Genomic DNA, 16765 nt, shown 5'->3' with positions numbered 1-16765 from the left:
TCATAAGGACGTACTGACCTATTATAGCGGAGTTTGGGCCCGTTCACCAGACTTGGAATGCAGCGAGTTGATATCCTCCTCGTTTAAACAGTTGGTCAATTGCACACTGCTAAACTTCCTTCCCCTACTATCCAGTGCTGCTCCGTTCCTGTGAATAGAGTAGAAGTTTCGAAACTTGAAGCCACTCCAGATATTTACTGCAAAAGTTATGTTTAAAACGAAAGACGCGCGTCTAGATAATAAATGAAAGGAGCTGTTTCCATGCCCGTACATATCAAACGTGCATACGACAAGAACGAGGCATCGGATGGAATGCGCATCCTCGTGGACCGGATCTGGCCGCGGGGCGTCAGCAAGGAGGACGCTGCACTAGATGAATGGCTGAAAGAGATCAGCCCAAGTACAGAGCTGCGTCAGTGGTTCGATCATGACCCGGACAAATTCGGCGAGTTCAAAAAGCAGTACAAAGAAGAACTTGCATGCAACCAGAGGAAAAAAGCGGCGCTAGAGCAATTGAAGGAATGGGCAAAGGAGCCCCACAAGGATATTACTCTCGTCTATGCAGCGAAAGATGAAACGCATAATCAGGCGGTTGTGCTGAAAGAGATACTGGATGATCTATGACAAAAAGCCATTTCCCGGCAAGTTCCGGGAAACGGCTTTTCGTGTTCAGCTTATGATGGAGCCACGCTAGTTGATTGGCGGATTGAATCTCCGCGGCCAGTCCGTCTTTTGAGCGGTTGGTTGACAGCTTACTAAGACTGGCCAAATCCTTCATTCCTCGATCATCCATCCTTGCTCACCGCGCGTCATGCTGAACACACGGTCTGCCACTCCTTCATGTCCGTACTGATACCGGACTTCGACCTGATCGTCCGAAGACGGGACCGCTTTCCGGTACGAGGCTTCGACAAACAATTCGCCGACCCGGCTGACGTTTGCGAATGCGGCTGTCTGCGGCAGGCGCTTTCCGCCGAATAGTGCATCATACAGACAGAGATCGAAAGTCTGCTCCGGCGGATACTCCCCTGCAAGGTCTCCCGCCAGATAATCCAGATAGATGGAATCTGTGCTTCCTTCCGCCGCAACGCCTGCCACTTGGCCGAGTATCTTATGGACTGGCGTGATGGTCGCCCCCTGTACTGTCCCATTAGCGGGGAAATGGTTGAGCAATAGATATTCCCGCGCATTCAGCACCTGGTCGTACCCGCCAGCAATCGTGACACCCTGCTTCTTATAGGACTCCATCAGATCAGACCGAAGCGGCCTCCCATTGATCTTCAGGTTCCCGTCTTCCAGGATCACCCGGTCTCCCGGCACAGCGATCACTTCGTAATACACATCGTCATACGTCGGCAGATGGCTCGTCGTGTCGGTCATTGTCCGCACGACATCGCCCGCCTGATAGACGACTCCGTCATAGACATTCGCTTTCCGTTCGATGACGGTATGAAGGAGGGATCCCGTGCTCTTTTTTGCAGTAAAGGCTTCCCTGTCGACATAATACAGGCCGTCCACTTGATCGAAATACGGCAAGTCCGCCAGCTCGTCGTATTTGATATCCGACAGCTGCTTCTTCTTTTGCAATGCCGAAATCTGCGCCAGGTCATCCAGCGGATCATACGGCGTGCCCGGCCCTTGATCCGCGGATAACTGGTTGAACGGATCAAAAGAAAAGAACAAAAGGACGGCGAGGGCAGGAAGTGCGGCTGAGATGATGGCCACTTTCCAAGATGGTCTTCTGGCTGGCGGCCGGTTAGTTTCGTACACACGCTGCCGGATCCTTTGTTCCTGGGCGGATGTATCGCCCATCATCTGATCCAGCTTTCGTTTAAAATCATTCATGGCCTGCCACCTCCTCTTCGTCAAAAAACTCTTTGAGCTGCTGTTTTGCCCGCCGCAGCCGGGTCTTCACCGTGTTTTCATTCAATTCAAGGAAACTTGCGATCTCCGCGATCGACTGTTCATCGTAGTAGTATAAAATCAGCGGTTCCCGGTACTTCAGCGGCAGTTGAAACAGATTCTTCTGGAGAGATGCCAGCTGCTCCTGCTCCAGCAAGACTTCTTCCGCATCCCTTTCTGCCGTGAACACGGCTCCAAACAGCACGTCCTTCTTCCGTTTCCATGAACGCAAATAGTCCTTTGCCCGGTTGGCGGTCATTTTCGTCAAATATGTCTTCATGGACGCTTCCCCCCGGAACTGCCCGCTTTTTTGGAAGAAAGTGACGAACACTTCCTGCACAATATCCTCGGCGCTCGACCAGTTCTTCACATATAGATAAGCGATCCGCACTAAATAGCGCGTATGCTCCGCCATGATTTCCTCCATGTCTCGCATATACAATACTCACTCTCTTCTCTGGCCTTGCCGCGTTTCCGGCTATCTGTTCCGGGTGGTATAGCACCGTACAGACGCCGGTTTCCCGGAAAAGTTTCATGTTGGCGCAAAAACTTTTCCGGCGGTTATGCCGGAAACGTGTCTGGCCTGTTTTTCATGCAAAAAGGACATTCTGCCGCTCACTGACAAGCGGCAGAATGCCTTGATTCTCCCATCATTCCTAGTGGCAGATCAGCACCAGCTGTGAACCTTCCATCATCTGGTGGCTGAAAACCCTAGTACTCAAATGCGTCAAGCATCGCACGCACTTCATCCGTCGATTCCGTATCCATCATCTGATGGCGGAGCTCGCTTGCCCCGCGGAACCCTTTGATGTAAATCTTGAAGAAGCGGCGCAGCGGCTTGAACGGCCGCGGCTCGAGCTCACTCGAATATTTATCGAACAGATCGAGGTGCAAGTGCAACAGATCGATCAGCTCCTCCGGCGTGTGCTCTTTCGCTTCCTTTTCAAATGCGAAAGGATTCTTGAAGATGCCCCGGCCGATCATGACGCCGTCGATGCCGTACTTCTCAGCGAGCTCCATCCCCTTAGCACGATCCGGGATATCCCCGTTGATCGTCAGCATCGTCTGCGGTGCAATCTCGTCCCGAAGTTTCTTGATCTCCGGAATCAATTCCCAGTGCGCATCGACGTTGCTCATCTCTTTGCGCGTCCGAAGATGGATCGACAAATTGGCGATATCCTGCTGCAGGACATGCGCCAGCCAGCCGCGCCACTCGTCCACTTCCGTATAGCCGAGCCGCGTTTTGACGCTGACCGGAAGGCCTCCCGCTTTCGCTGCCTGAATGATCGCAGCCGCCGTCTCCGGGTGGTTGATCAAACCGCTGCCGCGGCCTTTCGACGCCACATTCGGGACAGGGCAGCCCATATTGATGTCCACGCCTTTGAATCCCATCTCCGCCATGCCGATGCTCATATCCCGGAAATGCTCCGGCTTGTCCCCCCAAATATGCGCGACCATCGGCTGTTCATCCTCCGTGAACGTCAGGCGTCCGCGCACACTGAAGATACCTTCCGGGTGACAGAAACTTTCCGTATTTGTAAACTCCGTAAAAAACACATCCGGCCGCGCCGCTGCACTCACGACGTGGCGGAACACGACATCCGTGACATCTTCCATCGGTGCCAATATGAAAAACGGCTTCGGTAAATCAAGCCAAAAATTCTCTTTCATGTTTCGTTCCATTCCTCTCTTCCAGCCTGGCATTCAGGCAAGCCCAAATGCCCGTCCCTCCATTATACAAAAATCCCGCCTGCATGTTCCACTATCTTTGAACATTGCAGGCGGGATTTTTTGGAGGCCTGTGAGAAGCTTTCCGGTGAACTAAGCAATAACAGGCGTTTAGCGAGCAACGAAAGCCTGATAGGTAGCAATGAACAGCGGGATGCTCGCAATAGCGTCCCAATAGTAAGCAACAATGAGCATAACATACGCAACACATGGCCTAAAGTAAGCAGTCCCGTTGACAGGCGTGCCAGAAAATCAGATTCATCCCTTGCAAATTGAGTCGACGTGATAGCGGATCGTCTTTTTCACTCGATCACCCGGCAGCTGTTCAGGTGCAAGCAACGCATGGATGGCGATCCCGTCGATCAGCGCATATAACCGCTCGACCTCCAGCTCCAGATCGAGCCCGTCTTTCAGCAAACCGCTCATCTGCAAATACCCGACCACTTTCATCACGCCATCCCGCACGCCGTCTTCCGGGACCGGGAGCTCATCTTTCCGATGCTTCACGTGCGCGATGAACGCGAACCATACTTCCATTTCCGCCCGCGTCTCCTCAGTCAGCGGCACGATCTCTTGCAGCACCGAGAGCACCATTTCTTTCGGCGGCAATTCCTGGCGCGCCACGTTTTCTATCCGGGCAGTCGCCCTATTCTGCACAAGCGTCATCGCATAGACAAGCAGGTCATCCTGGGTCTTGAAATAATGGCGGAGCGCTCCGAGCGAGAGCCCTGCCTCTTCCGCGATATTCCGAACTGTCGCCCCTTCCATCCCTTTATCCAGGATGACCCGCCACATCGCCTCCGCGATCAATTGCTTGCGCTCTTCATGATGTACTTGTTTTGGCATATGATCATTGTAGAATATATCCATCTTTTTCACAATACACTTGTATTGTTTAAGGTCGGTATGATACGATGCAAACAACCAATACAACTGTATTAAATTAAGGAGAGATTTCATGAACTTCGTAGCATGGATGATCGTCGCATGTGAAATCGGCTTTTGGGTCGCCATTCTTGCCGGCCTGATCACGCGGTATGTCTTCAATCGAAAACGGCTCGGCTTTTTCTTCCTCGCCCTGACGCCCGTCATTGACGCAGCATTGCTGATCGTCACTGCATCCGATCTGCTTCGCGGAGCCGTCGCCACGCAAGCGCATGCCATTGCCGCCATCTACCTTGGCGTATCTATTGCGTTCGGAAAAAGCATGATCCGCTGGGCCGATGAACGTTTTCTGTATTACGTCAAAAAACAAGGGCCGAAACCACAGAAGAAAACGGGCTATGCCCATGCGCGCCATTCCATGAAAGGCACTTTGCAGCACGTCCTCGCCTTCCTCATCGGCGGCGCCTTCCTAGCAGCCATGGTGTATTTCATAAACGACGCTTCCAAAACTGAAGCGCTCAGCCAGATGTTAAAACTGTGGATGCTCATAGTAGGAATCGACTTTGTCATCTCCCTTTCGTACTTCATCTGGCCGCGGCCTGAGAAAGCCACCAGGTCTATGTGAACAAGACGCCTGCGCGAATCAGCACAGGCGTTTTTGTTTTTCTTTCAGGCAGGCCTGCGCAGCGCAAGAAAGCACGTGGACGCAACAAACTGGAGAAACAGTATAAGCAGGCCAGCAAACAGTGCAAGTGTACTCAGCAGCATGACCGCAAGTGCTTGAACTACGAAAAAACACCAGACTACAGAAAACCTTACAGCCTGGCGGTTCTTCTGACGAGGCAGCGGGCCAAGGCTGGCCTTCGCAAAAAGCCGTGGACCCTTCTCCTTACTTCGTCGTTATCTCTTCGGTACGGCCTGCATACCAGGAATGGAACCTGACCGCTTCAGGCAGCGGAACGTCGCGGAGTGTTTCATGCCGAACCGGTTTCGCCCGGTTGACGACACCGATTGTTGCCAAGCCTGACCATTGCTGAAGTTTAGACCTCTCCACGTATATTTCAATTATTTTATCCCGGCGCGTCAGGAACGTCGTTTTTCCAAGCGCCCCTTCACTTACTTGGATAAAACCTGCCGTAATCGAATACGTCGTGTTCAGGAAGCCCAATATGCGACTGCATATGATGGCAATCAATAACACGAGCGGTGCTGCCCACCATACGAACTGCCAGCCGAACGGCTCGGGACGGAAGTACACGGCCAGAGCCGTTACGATCAGCCAGAACCAATACGGCTTCAATAATCGGATGGCAAGTGCCTTCCGCGGAAGGCGCCTTGTCTGATGCTGCACTGCATAACCTGGAAGCATCTCTTCAATGATCGAATAGGCACGCGAGATGGGCAGGAAGGGATATAATGTGCTGATCTCTTTGTCATCCTCTCCTAAACTTCCCGCACTGATCAGCTTGACTTCCGCCAGACCCAGCAAGCGTTTCATGAATGACTGGGTGATTTCGATTGCCTGTACACGTGTTTTCCGGATAGAGAATGCCGTCTCATCGACCACGCCCTTGCGGATGGTGATCCGTTCGTCATCTGATGCGATCTCATACTTGCTATACTTGAAATACGTCCACACGAAACCGGCAATAATCGATATCGCCATCAGTACAGCGGCCAGTCCCGCGATCAGCCAGCCAGATGTCAGCAAGGAAAACAGCCATCCTTCCACCGCCTCTTCCAGATCGAACAGCTGGTCCAGCTTGGCGAACAGGGAAGCCCCCACCGCAATGAGCACTAAGAAGCTGAAGGATGTCAAGGAGGCTTTGATGATGTCCTTTCGTGTCGGCGTAAAGTGGATGACGCGCCGGCTCTCACCCGCGGCATTCCGCTCCTCTTCTTCCACCGCATTTCCTTGCGTACCGGCCCCCTTCTTCACAAGAGCCTCCAAGCGCTCTGCCTCCTGCTTCGTCACCGCCTTGAATTCCACATTTGAATTCAAGAGGCCTGCACCGGTTTCAAAAGTAACCGACGTCATCCGGAAGAACTTATGCAGAAACGTTGTGCGCCGCTGCACATTTTGCACTTTATCGAAATAAACCGTACGCTCCGTTTTATCGAACCAGCCTGATCTCAGATGAAACGCCTTGCCGTCCACTGCATAGCGGCTCGTCAGCCACTTGAACAGCAGGCTGACAAGCGTCAGGATGACGATTGTCCAAAACAATCTCCTTCCCCAGATGACGATGAATGACTGCGATTGGTAATTGATCACAAAAAGCATGAAAGCAAAAATGGCCATGCTCTTTCCAAATTCAAATAGATCAAAAACGAGTGTCAACGGATGATAACGCTTCATATTCATCCCTCATCCACCTCACGGATTTTGGCAAAATGGGCGATGTCGTTCCGCAAGTCGACTGCAACCTGCTTCGGCAATCCGACAATGCCATGACTGGATCCCATCGTCTCGATTGCGATTGAATACAAATTGAACTTTCGCAGGATCGGCCCCTGGTTCGTGGAGACGGCCTGTATCTTCGTCATCGGCACCAATTCGTGCCGCTCATGAAAAGCACCGCTCTTCAATTGCAGAAAATCTTCACTGATTCCGTAACGTGTATGTTTATAGATGAATACCGGCCGCAATCCGATGCCCCAGATGGCCGACGCGATCAGGAGAACTGCACCGATCCAGACAACATAGTCAGACCAGCTCCCCCATGAAAAATGCCGGCTGATGAAATAGAACGCAGCTAGCAGAACCATTTCAATCGAGTGGCTGATGACGGACCTGAGACGCAGTACACTGAGGATCTCTTTCGCCAAACGGCTGGATGGCGCTTGAATATCCGTATACATGAAATTCCTCCTTCCCGTGTCTGTCTGTTCTTTACGATGCAGGCCATTAAAAGTTTCATAGGAAGCGAAAGGGGCTCCCATCCTCTTTCGCTTCACCTCCGGCCGATCAATCTGAACATATACACCGCGCCATACATGGCAAGCATGATCAGCAGGAATGCACCGATGAAGGTCATCCATCCCGCGAATCCGCTCGGCAATCCGCCGCCAGTCACGATGGAATACCCGGCATAGAGAAAACCGCCTGCCCCGGCAATCGCTTCCTCGACTTTATGATTTCTTTTCTCACTGTTTTCCATAAGACTCTTCCCCTTTCAACACTTCTTTCCGTTTCCCGGTCCGCACGTTCCCGTTCCATGAAAAGTTCGTTCCCATCCGGAGCAGCACTTCCACGGGTCCGCGCCGAAATTTCTTCAAATACAGGCTGCTTAACAGGCACTGCATCGCGAACAGGATAAGGCCGAACGCCATGGCGGGACCGATGCCCATCTTGCCGAACCAGCCGAGCCCGTAGCCATAGAACACCGTTGTGCACACGACCGTCTGCAGCAAATAGTTCGTCAAGGATAGCTTCCCTACGCTTTCAAAAGCACGGACGACCAGGGTATTGCCCCATGCCGCATAAACCCATGCGAATGCGCTCATATACCCGACGGCAAGCAACGATGCCCCCGTCCCGGCAAAAAAGTCCGTCCATGCTCCAAACCATTTATAATGGCCAGCCGCTTTCATCAGGCATCCAAGCGGCAGCAGTAGCGCCCACAACCGGTAGGCCGGAAGTTCCCGGCCAGGGTCTTTAAACATACTGATACGTGCTGCATACATGCCGAATAAGAATAACGGGGCGGTGACCAGTGGCGACAGCAGAACGAGAACAAACATGAAGAGCTCTGGCATGTCGCTGAACGGATCAGCATGATTGCGATGCTCTTTAATTTCCCAATACGTGCCGTTTGCATACACATGATTCGTTTGCTGTACATAGTCTGCCGGCACGTTGAAATCGTCCGAACCAGGATCTGCGACTCCGACACCGAGCAACGATATCGCAACCGTCAGTACATACAACAAAATCCCCCAGACGAGAATAGTCTTCGTTTTCCGATTCACAAAGAGCAATAGGAAGAAGCCCATCAACCCATAGAAAAATAAAATGTCCCCTTCCCATAAATAAATGCTGTGCGCAAGGCCGACCGCCCCGAGCAGGATGGACCGCCTGACGAAAAATCGCTTGACCGGCTTTCCTTTCGCACGTAGGCTGTCCGCCATTTTGATCATCGAGTAGCCGAATAAAAACGTGAAAATCGGCATGAAGCTGCCTTCGATGGCTATTTTGGTAACATCATAAAATCCTTTATCCAGACCGGTAAATACCGTTTCATCCTTGCCGAACATCCCATATTGGAAAATGAGCAGGTTGGCGAGAAGGATGCCGAATAAGCTCCATCCCCGCAACCCGTCCACTAATTGAACCCGCTTCTGATTCATTATCTTGTCTCCTCCCGACTTTCATCCTTGTGATAGAATCATAGTGACTGTACCGTTAGTATGCAGGTGGAATCTTACCTGCAAGACGATGAAACCTTATCGGAAGCTTAATTTTTGGAGGGATCGATGTGGAGGATGCAAGAATTCTCGTGGTGGACGATGAACAGGCAATCGGTGATATGGTAGACATCATACTGCGCAAAGAAGGGTTCCGCACAATCGATGGCTGTGCCACGTTCAAGGAAGCGGAGCAGTTTATTTCAACTAATTCGTATGATCTTTACATACTCGACATCATGCTGCCGGACGGCACGGGACTGGCACTTGCCGAAAATATCCGGAAACGGACCGATGCGCCGATCTTCTTTTTGACGGCGAAAGCATCCGAAGCCGATATACTGCGCGGTTTCATGCACGGCGCGGACGATTACATCACCAAGCCGTTCAACCCGCTGGAACTGGCGGCGCGCGTGAAAGTCCAGGTCGCCCGCTATTTGGCGGCAAAAGGGCATGCGAAACAGCATATCTATGATTTCGGTGACTTCCAGCTCGATGCGGACGGGGCGGCACTGACGGTCGCTGGGGAATCCGTCCCGCTCACCCAGAAGCAATTCCAGCTGCTGGAGCTGTTCTGCAGCCATCCGAATCAAGTGCTGTCGAAGGAGCAGCTGTATGAGCAGGTCTGGGGATACGAGAAGGTCGTCGACGGCAACTCGATTATGGTACATATCCGCAAGCTGCGGGAGAAGATCGAGAAGGACCCGAGCCGGCCCGAGCATCTGGTGACGGTGCGGGGAATCGGGTACAAGCTAAATGGGTAAGCGAAAACCGTCAATGAAACTGCCGAGGCGGATTACTTTGAGATTTATCGGGTACTTCCTCGCCTTTTATGGTGTATTATTCATCGGCACAGCCGTCATCTTCCTCGTGCTCGCCTTCCGCGTTCTGTCAGGATTTTATTACCACGACATACGGGTGCTGGAGCAGAGTGAAGTGGAAAGCGCGGTCGATATCGGCGAAGGGGTGGTCCGTTTCTCGGACGCTTTGCTGAATATCGCGGAACGAAGCGGCGGGATTGTCCAAGTGGTGGACCATTCTGGAAATGTCGTGGCGGATTCCGAGCCTGGGATTCTGCCGCATTCGTATACACCAGGTGAGTTGATCCGGATGGCCCGATCGAAAAAGATGCATACCTGGTCGCTTTCAGAGGACTATTCCCTCCTGTTCCAGGAATATACGGAGGCGGATCGGCTGCTTTATTCCCTAGAGCAGAGGCCGGGGTTCCCTAGCCTGTCACAAACGGACATCGATGCAGAGGCGGCTGTGTTGGAGCTGTACGCAGCGGACGGACAGCTGCTGGCATCGACTGGCGACTCCCCTAGCGCATCTCTTCAGATTGAGGATGCCCTTAAAGCCAGTGCCTCTGTGAATGAACGGCAGGAGTTGCTCGCGGCCACTCCTTTATCAGACGGGGAACTGGCAGTCGTCCGGATGCCGAATTCCCACTATCACGCATTCGAACCGCTCGATACGCAACTGATGCTTTCATTAGTGAAGTGGCTCGGCATCTACCATCTCGCGCTATTGCTCGTGACGTTGCTGTTTTCCCTATGGATCGGACGCCAATTCGGAAAACCCGTCTTTTACTTCCTGCGCTGGCTTGAGCATTTGTCGCGGAAGGTATACGACAGACCCGATGACCGGAACATCCGGCGCCGCAAAGACGGGCGTCTCAAGGGGAATTACAGAGTATACGAAGATGTGGATGCCTCCCTCTTACGACTCACCGAGAAACTGCAAGAGAATGAGCGGACGATCAGCCAAACCGAACAATTGCGCGAAGACTGGATCACCGGCTTGTCCCATGACCTGAAAACACCGCTCAGCACGATCTACGGCTATGCCGCCATGCTGGAGTCCGGGCATGAGTGGTCCGCCGATGAAATACGGGGATTTGCCTCGACCATGGTGGAAAAAGCTAGCTATATGGACGCCCTTATCAACGATTTGACGTACACGTACCAGCTCAAAAACGATGGCGTCCACTTGCAGAAAGAGAGAACAGGTTTTTATTTGTATCTGAAGGAGTACCTGAAACGGCGCGACTGGCCGAATCCATTGACACTTCATGCCGGCGCGGATGTAGTTGTTTCCATAGACCCGGCCCGTTTTGAACGTGTCCTCGACAATATGATCGGAAACGCCAGTAAGCACAATCCGCCTGGGACGCTCATCCATCTGGAAGTGGATGGCGGCGAGGATACGGTGACGCTAGTCATCCGGGACGAGGGCCGCGGCATCCCGCCCGAACAGCTCGACCACCTGTTCAATCGCTACTATCGCGGCACGAACACGACAACAGAAGATTCCGGTACGGGGCTCGGCTTGACGATTGCCAAGCAATTGATCGAAGCGCATGCAGGGCGCGTGGACGTCAGCTCTACGGCGGAAGGCACGACAATCCGCATTACGTTGCCGCGCGTATACTAAAAAACAACTACCCGTGTGCTGATAGATCAGCTGGGCAGTTTTTTTCTACGGCTGCAATTCATCGAACATCTTTCCAACTAATTCACGAGCATCCTTCCCAACACCCGCAAGCAGGGAAGAGCCTCTATGTGTCTGCCATGGCAGTCCAAGAAAGTATAATCCGGTAATGGGGCTTACTCCTCGGGTATGTATAAGTTCACATTGATGGGTCAGAACTCTCTCGATATCGATCCATTCATAATCGGGCGTAAAGCCGGTAGCCCAGACGATATTGTCCACTTTAATAGAGGACTGATCCGAAAAGTAGAGATACCGCCCTTCGGCATGTAAGGCTCGCGGCCTGACGTTCACACTTGCCTTCTTCACGGCGTCCTTCAATTCATAACCGAAAACAGGATCTCCTTTCCGCCTTATCATGCGGCCGATGAGCATCGTACAATCGTTGCGCCATCACAAACACCCTTTCATTCAAACATCCGTCTGAATGTATTGTATATAAGGATATTTGAATGATCTTCAGCAATGAATAAGACCATGTCTCGAAGTCATGGGAAAAACCGAAAAAAGGTGGACACTGTCAGTTGCACAGTATCCACCTTTTTAGGTTTTCTTTCTATTTAACCTTCATCTCCACATGTCCCTCAATATACGACGGATAGCCGTATAGCGGCAGCGTAATCGGATTCTTATAGCCGCCATCCTGCAGTTCCAATTCTATCTGACGGTCATTTTCATTGCCGGAGTAGGTTCCGCTGTTCATATGCAGCTCTTTTCCATCCGCATCGAACGCTACGGAAAACGGATCACGGTAATAGCCCTCTTCCGCTCTGAAATGAACTTTCAATCGGCGTTCCTCCGCAAGCAACAGGTTGAACCGCGCATCGCTTGGCTGCTTGAGGATCTTCCCTTTCTCCATATCGATCACGACGGATGCTTGCTCTTTCTCAAGCGCCATCAGCTTGTCGAATGCGAGCGTCAGATGATCGCTTTTCTTGAAGTAATTGCTCTGCAAGTAATAGATGGCCACATTTGGGTCATCCGTCCCTCTCCCGGATACGCCGTCTTTGATGGAGCTCCAGACATCCCCGTTCTCATCCATAAGACGCAGGTCTTCAAAGCCGAAGATTTCCATCGTGTTGTGCGGATCCACTTCCACTTCCACCGCCGTTTTCAAGGTACCGACCGTAACCGACCGGATACGGATTTTCTGCCCCTCGACAATCGCCGTTTCATTCAAGATGTATTGTTCTTTCTTGATCGGCTGTAAATCCAGCTTGAATGGGATACGGACGGTCGTGACCTCTTCTTCGCCTTTCCAATCAGTGACTTCGTATTCGATAAATGCCTCTTGCGGCAGACCGTCTTCAAACTCAAATTCCGCCACATTCGTGAGGATGTAGTCGCCACCGTCTGACCAGCTTGTTTGGGATGAACTATGGCGTGATAGCGGAATACCGTTCTCGTCCACCACTTGGATGCTAGGCATGCTGAGTTCCCTGGAGTTCCGGCCGGTCTTGACTTTCGAAAACACCACCATGCCCGCTTCGTCTGTAATTAACCCTTCAAGCGTCACCGACACCCCGTCCGCTTCCTCCGACGCGCCGACTGCCTGGTAGTGATCATTTTCGATCGCCAATTGAAGCCCTTTGTTGTCCTGGATCCTTTCAACAATGCCTGCCATGCCGGGAATGGACGCAATGGCGCTTGCAAAAGCAGGCGAGACGCGGATCGATGTCACAAATGCCAACATCAGGACAGCCGCAGCCATCACGGTCCACATGATACGCTTCTGGAATTTTTGTTTATTCCGCTGCCGTCGCTGTCTCGCCTGCTTCAGGCCGGCAGCAATCGCCCCCTCAATCCGTTCAGCTGGAATGTCCTGCTTTTCAATTTCCTTTTTCCAAGCTTGCAGCTCCTCATCATGCACGGCCTTCCACCCCTTTTCCGTCAAAATAGGCACGCAGCCGTTTCACCGCTTTGTACAGCCTGGTCTTCACGGTCCCTTCCGGTGTAGACGTCATATCCGCGATGTCCTTGATCTTCAAGTCATGCAAATACTTCATATGGATCAGCTCCCGGTCACTTTCAGAAAGCCTGCTAAGCGCCTCCTCCACTTCAAGATACGTAAAATCGTCACTGATTCCTTGCGCCTCCAGCATCGCTTCATCCTCCGTATACCGTTTGCGGTTTTTCAGCACATCCCGGCAGTAATTCATCATGATCCGGATGAGCCACGTCTTCGCGTATTCCGGCATGCGGAGTGTCCGGATCTTCTCATACGCCCGCACGGTCACTTCCTGCATCGCCTCGACAGCCAGGTCCTCGTTCTTCAAATAGGCAAGCGCCGTACGGTATAGCGCCTCCTGGTTGAGATGCATCAGTGCGAGAAATGCTTCCTCATCCCCTCGGACGGCGCGCTCCGCCAGTTCCTTTTCCATTCATCCACATCTCCCATTCCGCTTGCTTATTCATTAGACCCGCAGCGGCCGAAAAAGTTTTCCTGTTGTATGATTACTTTTCATTGAAAAAGTCTTTGAAACGATATCAACCTGCTATCAGTCTAACAAATGTCCGGACGAAAGGAGTTGTCCTATGAAGCATGCGAAATTGTTGAAGAAAGCCCAAGCAGGAAACGAAGAGGCTTTCCTGCGATTACTAGATCAAGAAAAAGATAAATTATACAGAATGGCTTTCACCTATGTAAAAAATCAAGCCGATGCACTCGATATTGTGCAAGAAACGGTGTGTAAAGCGTTTGCATCCATCGAAAGTGTGAAGGAAGCCGCCTTTTTCTCCACGTGGCTGATGAGGATTTTGATTAACAGTGCTCTGGATTTCATTAAAAAAAGCAGCAATATCGTACCGTTTGAGACGGAAGCAATGGAACGGATCGAAGCGTCGGTGTCCGCATCACAGGAAGACGCGCTCGATCTGCAGGAGGCAATCGGGCGGCTCGAGAATCGCTACAAGACCGTCATCCTATTGCGTTTCTACCAGGATCTCACCGTCCCGCAAATTGCGGAAGTGCTCGATTGTCCGGAAGGGACCGTGAAGACGCACTTGCACCGGGCAATCAACCAATTGAGAAATTCCTATAAGGGGGTTTGCAGCAATGAGTAAAAATAACGAAGATATCAAGCAGGCCATGGAGACGATTGATGTGCCCGCAAAGCAGCTGGATCAGGCCATCTTGGCAGGCATCAAACAGGCGAAAGCGGGCAGGAAACAGCTGCGCAAGCGCTTATATCCATATGTGGCTGCAGCAAGCGCCGCCCTATTTCTGATGGTAGGCTCGGCATTCGTCTCACCGGCCATGGCGCGGGTATTGTCGACTGTGCCGGTGCTCGATTCGGTTTTTGAATTCACAGGCGATATGGGACTCGTCATCGCGAGCAAGCGCGGACTGCAGCAAGGTGTCGGTCATACGTCCACGGATCAGGGAATCAGCTTGACCATCGAGGATGTCTATTATGACGGAACGCGGCTGTCCATCAGCTATCTGGAAGAGATGCACGGAAATCCTGGATTCATCGCTGAGGGAAAACATATGGACCATTTGGGCGAGCTGCAATTGTTCGCAGACGGCAAGGAAATCAATTTCAGCGACAGCAGATCCGTTCGACAGCTGTCTGATCACACATACGCGGGCGTCGTCAATATCTCGTCAATCGGTGAATTGCCCGATTCGTTCGAACTGAAAATGGGAATCAAGGAAATCGTGGACACATCCGGGTCTTGGGAGTTCACCATCCCTGTCGAAATGGCAAAGGAAGAGGTAAAGACGTTTGCTTCAGGTGAAACCGTAGTGTATAAAGACCAGGTGATCACCGTGAATGACGTGAAGATCGGCGCAGCAGGCACGAAACTGTCGCTGACCATCGAGTCACCGGAATTGAACACATTGCAAATGGTCGATGGACAATTGCTGCAGTTTAATCTGCTAGATGATCAAGGCCATGCACTTACGCTGCTTGACGCATTCGGCACAGGTGACATCAGATCAGGCGACGGTCCCTATAGCATGGAAATGGAATACCGGTATGAGCCGGTTGCGGAAGACATCAAGGAATTGACGGTCAGTCCGTTCCTAGTGCCTGTGGATACAGGCGCACCCGAGCAAGTGCGGACTCCCCTTGAGGCGGACCGGCTGCCGCTCGTAATCGACCAAGGAACGATGGGGTCCATCATCGTCAAGTCCCTGCGACACGAAGACGACAAGATGGTGCTGACATTTGAATCCGCGAGTGACTTTCCGTTCGACGGCCATTTCCAATACAACACCCTCTGGCTGGAAGACGCGGACGGCAACAACCTTACCGCTCAGGCAAAAGGCTATCCGGAGCGGATCCGACCGCATGTCTATGAGCAAGAATTCCAGGCGGCGGACGGCCCATTGACGCTGGTGACGTTTATGATGAATGAATTGAAGGTGCTGCAAGGCAGCGAAGTAGTTATACCGATTCACTAGAAGTGAAAAAACCGCATCCAGGATTGGCCACGGCCGATCGGGATGCGGTTTTCTCATAATGTTCATTCATCAAAATGCGATTTGGCTGACCCGCCATGTAAGGTAAAGTGTCAAGGGGACGTTGAACAGGATAGGAAGCACTTTTCTCAGCTTGATGCCAAAAGACGTAAGGATCGAGGAATACAAGAGAAAACTAACAATCAATACAGCGCCATGCAATAGAGGCACTCCGATACTATACACGATTTTCGAACCCATTTCGATATCACCTGGCGGATGATCCGAAGCTGTGAAACGCATGCCTGAAACAAACAATAGCAACACCCATTGAACGACATACGTAGAGGCTGTCGCCACCGCATAATAGAAAGCAGCCGCTATCCCTTTTTTCAATCCCACACATTCCTTTCGGTTACCGGTCTTCCACTTCCACCGTGTTGCCGTCACTGATCTCGAAAATCCACTTTCCCTCATCATAGTGGACGTCTTTAATGATATTGAAATTGAAATAGGCCAATGTTTCCTGCTCGATCACTTTTCTGACCGCCTCTGATTCAGTGAGCGTCGCGCCGTCCGGTTTATAATCGGGCAGGATCTCCACCTGTTTCGCTGTCCCGCTCGCCGGAGAAGTTTCAAAGATCGGCCCCTTCGTCTCCACTTTTACGCGCTGGCCCGCTGACAGCTGATCCGCTTCCGGAAACGTCAGGTTGATCGCCCCTTCCCCCCCGCCTGAGACGAAAATGTAGCCTTCTTTTACAGCCATGATGAAGGCACCCTCTTGAACCGGCTTGTCCGTTATAGGCGGTTCCGGCTGGATGACCGCTTTCCCGGCGCATCCGGCGAGTATCCCGAGCACGCCCAGGAGAACCAATAATCGTTTCATGCTGTCCCCCCTTTATGAAATCAGACGGTTTCCGCAGAGAAACGTTTCAACTGGTCGAG

19 protein-coding genes are annotated in these 16765 nt (G+C 51.9%); 6 read left to right on the top strand and 13 right to left on the bottom strand.

Going from position 1 to position 16765, the window contains the following annotated elements:
• The first annotated feature begins 261 nt into the window (after positions 1–261).
• Complete coding sequence (locus tag ACZ5FK_RS12995; RefSeq protein WP_464805308.1) at positions 262–624, top strand: DUF488 domain-containing protein; 363 nt, start codon at positions 262–264, stop codon at positions 622–624.
• A gap of 150 nt (positions 625–774) precedes the next feature.
• On the opposite strand, the gene ACZ5FK_RS12990 is transcribed toward ACZ5FK_RS12995, so the two are convergent.
• The 4 genes from ACZ5FK_RS12990 to ACZ5FK_RS12975 all read right to left on the bottom strand — a co-directional run bounded on the left by ACZ5FK_RS12990 (position 775) and on the right by ACZ5FK_RS12975 (position 4476).
• Complete coding sequence (locus tag ACZ5FK_RS12990; protein ID WP_464805307.1) at positions 775–1845, bottom strand: S26 family signal peptidase; 1071 nt, start codon at positions 1843–1845, stop codon at positions 775–777.
• Positions 1838–2338, bottom strand: coding sequence for a sigma-70 family RNA polymerase sigma factor (locus ACZ5FK_RS12985; RefSeq protein ID WP_464807438.1), 501 nt, complete (start codon positions 2336–2338; stop codon positions 1838–1840). Before ACZ5FK_RS12985 ends, ACZ5FK_RS12990 begins: the two co-directional genes overlap by 8 nt.
• A 275-nt stretch (positions 2339–2613) precedes the next feature.
• Positions 2614–3573 carry a tRNA dihydrouridine synthase gene (locus tag ACZ5FK_RS12980; protein ID WP_464807437.1) on the bottom strand — a complete coding sequence of 320 codons (960 nt, stop codon included), beginning with the start codon at positions 3571–3573 and terminating at the stop codon, positions 2614–2616.
• 315 nt (positions 3574–3888) lie between these two features.
• A complete protein-coding gene (locus tag ACZ5FK_RS12975) occupies positions 3889–4476 on the bottom strand; it encodes a TetR/AcrR family transcriptional regulator (protein ID WP_464807436.1) in 588 nt (195 codons plus the stop codon).
• Positions 4477–4588: 112 nt separating this feature from the next.
• Between ACZ5FK_RS12975 and ACZ5FK_RS12970 the strand changes: the two genes are divergently transcribed.
• The gene (locus tag ACZ5FK_RS12970; protein ID WP_464805306.1) at positions 4589–5140 is read left to right on the top strand and encodes a hypothetical protein; all 552 of its coding nucleotides are present in this window, start codon (positions 4589–4591) and stop codon (positions 5138–5140) included.
• 264 nt (positions 5141–5404) lie between these two features.
• Here the strand turns inward: ACZ5FK_RS12970 and ACZ5FK_RS12965 are convergent, their stop codons facing one another.
• The 4 genes from ACZ5FK_RS12965 to ACZ5FK_RS12950 form a co-directional block, all read right to left on the bottom strand.
• Positions 5405–6880, bottom strand: a complete 1476-nt coding sequence (locus ACZ5FK_RS12965; protein WP_464805305.1) for a PH domain-containing protein — start codon at positions 6878–6880, stop codon at positions 5405–5407.
• Complete coding sequence (locus ACZ5FK_RS12960) at positions 6877–7377, bottom strand: PH domain-containing protein (protein WP_464805304.1); 501 nt, start codon at positions 7375–7377, stop codon at positions 6877–6879. Before ACZ5FK_RS12960 ends, ACZ5FK_RS12965 begins: the two co-directional genes overlap by 4 nt.
• A gap of 92 nt (positions 7378–7469) precedes the next feature.
• The gene (locus ACZ5FK_RS12955; RefSeq protein ID WP_464805303.1) at positions 7470–7676 is read right to left on the bottom strand and encodes a hypothetical protein; all 207 of its coding nucleotides are present in this window, start codon (positions 7674–7676) and stop codon (positions 7470–7472) included.
• On the bottom strand, positions 7663–8865 hold the full coding sequence (locus ACZ5FK_RS12950; RefSeq protein ID WP_464805302.1) for a DUF418 domain-containing protein: 1203 nt from the start codon (positions 8863–8865) through the stop codon (positions 7663–7665). Before ACZ5FK_RS12950 ends, ACZ5FK_RS12955 begins: the two co-directional genes overlap by 14 nt.
• A 128-nt stretch (positions 8866–8993) precedes the next feature.
• Here ACZ5FK_RS12950 and ACZ5FK_RS12945 point away from each other — a divergent pair, with 128 nt between their 5' ends.
• Together ACZ5FK_RS12945 and ACZ5FK_RS12940 are read left to right on the top strand one after the other, a co-directional pair.
• Positions 8994–9686 (top strand): response regulator transcription factor, encoded by a 693-nt coding sequence (locus ACZ5FK_RS12945; RefSeq protein ID WP_464805301.1) that lies wholly within the window; start codon positions 8994–8996, stop codon positions 9684–9686.
• A gap of 37 nt (positions 9687–9723) precedes the next feature.
• Positions 9724–11355, top strand: coding sequence for a sensor histidine kinase (locus ACZ5FK_RS12940; RefSeq protein ID WP_464805300.1), 1632 nt, complete (start codon positions 9724–9726; stop codon positions 11353–11355).
• A 45-nt stretch (positions 11356–11400) separates the two neighbouring features.
• Here the strand turns inward: ACZ5FK_RS12940 and ACZ5FK_RS12935 are convergent, their stop codons facing one another.
• The 3 genes from ACZ5FK_RS12935 to ACZ5FK_RS12925 form a co-directional block, all read right to left on the bottom strand.
• Positions 11401–11772, bottom strand: coding sequence for a hypothetical protein (locus ACZ5FK_RS12935; protein WP_464805299.1), 372 nt, complete (start codon positions 11770–11772; stop codon positions 11401–11403).
• A 196-nt stretch (positions 11773–11968) separates the two neighbouring features.
• Positions 11969–13282, bottom strand: a complete 1314-nt coding sequence (locus tag ACZ5FK_RS12930) for a DUF4179 domain-containing protein (protein WP_464805298.1) — start codon at positions 13280–13282, stop codon at positions 11969–11971.
• Positions 13275–13793, bottom strand: a complete 519-nt coding sequence (locus ACZ5FK_RS12925) for a sigma-70 family RNA polymerase sigma factor (protein WP_464805297.1) — start codon at positions 13791–13793, stop codon at positions 13275–13277. The genes ACZ5FK_RS12930 and ACZ5FK_RS12925 overlap by 8 nt, the downstream gene beginning before the upstream one ends.
• A 154-nt stretch (positions 13794–13947) precedes the next feature.
• On the opposite strand from ACZ5FK_RS12925, the gene ACZ5FK_RS12920 reads away from it, so the two are divergent.
• Positions 13948–14475: a sigma-70 family RNA polymerase sigma factor gene (locus ACZ5FK_RS12920; protein ID WP_464805296.1), complete on the top strand. Its 528-nt coding sequence runs from the start codon at positions 13948–13950 to the stop codon at positions 14473–14475.
• Complete coding sequence (locus ACZ5FK_RS12915) at positions 14468–15823, top strand: DUF4179 domain-containing protein (protein ID WP_464805295.1); 1356 nt, start codon at positions 14468–14470, stop codon at positions 15821–15823. The genes ACZ5FK_RS12920 and ACZ5FK_RS12915 overlap by 8 nt, the downstream gene beginning before the upstream one ends.
• 69 nt (positions 15824–15892) lie before the next feature.
• On the opposite strand, the gene ACZ5FK_RS12910 is transcribed toward ACZ5FK_RS12915, so the two are convergent.
• Both ACZ5FK_RS12910 and ACZ5FK_RS12905 read right to left on the bottom strand, forming a co-directional pair.
• Positions 15893–16216 carry a hypothetical protein gene (locus ACZ5FK_RS12910; protein WP_464805294.1) on the bottom strand — a complete coding sequence of 108 codons (324 nt, stop codon included), beginning with the start codon at positions 16214–16216 and terminating at the stop codon, positions 15893–15895.
• Between the two features lie 19 nt (positions 16217–16235).
• Positions 16236–16706, bottom strand: coding sequence for a DUF3221 domain-containing protein (locus ACZ5FK_RS12905; protein ID WP_464805293.1), 471 nt, complete (start codon positions 16704–16706; stop codon positions 16236–16238).
• Positions 16707–16765 lie beyond the last annotated feature (59 nt).

This window comes from Sporosarcina sp. GTC18466, assembly GCF_055389225.1.
This window is presented reverse-complemented; position numbering and strand designations above follow the sequence as displayed.